This window comes from Sulfitobacter aquimarinus, from assembly GCF_040149565.1.
GTDB lineage: Bacteria > Pseudomonadota > Alphaproteobacteria > Rhodobacterales > Rhodobacteraceae > Sulfitobacter > Sulfitobacter aquimarinus.
Map to the genome: position 1 here is coordinate 1 of NZ_JBEFLO010000029.1, position 364 is coordinate 364.

Here is a 364-nt window from a genome sequence, read left to right on the forward strand (position 1 = left end):
CAAAAAACACAAGCCAAAGCCCCAGGAGCGCTTGTTTGCCGTCAGGCGTTCAAGCCAGTCTGCAATCTCTTCGTTCTCATCGCTCAGCACAGGGCTGTAGCGATAACAAGTCTCACTGATCTCAAACGCACGGCACGCCAACGCGATGCTTACGCCGTGCCGTGCGACCGCATTCATGGCCATCTCTCGTCGCAGAGACGGCCTTAACGCTTTTTTCCTAAGGCTTCCTTTAGCAGATCGTTCTGCATGCTCATCTCAGCATACATCTTCTTGAGACGCCGGTTCTGTTCGGCCATGTCCTTCATCTCTGCGATGAGGGAGGCATCCATGCCGCCAAACTTAGCCCGCCACTTGTAGAAGCTGG

The 364-nt window shown here is 54.4% G+C and carries 1 pseudogene; it reads right to left on the reverse strand.

The features are described 5' to 3' along the window. A pseudogene (locus ABMC88_RS18480) lies at nucleotides 1-364 on the reverse strand (transposase); the annotation flags it as partial.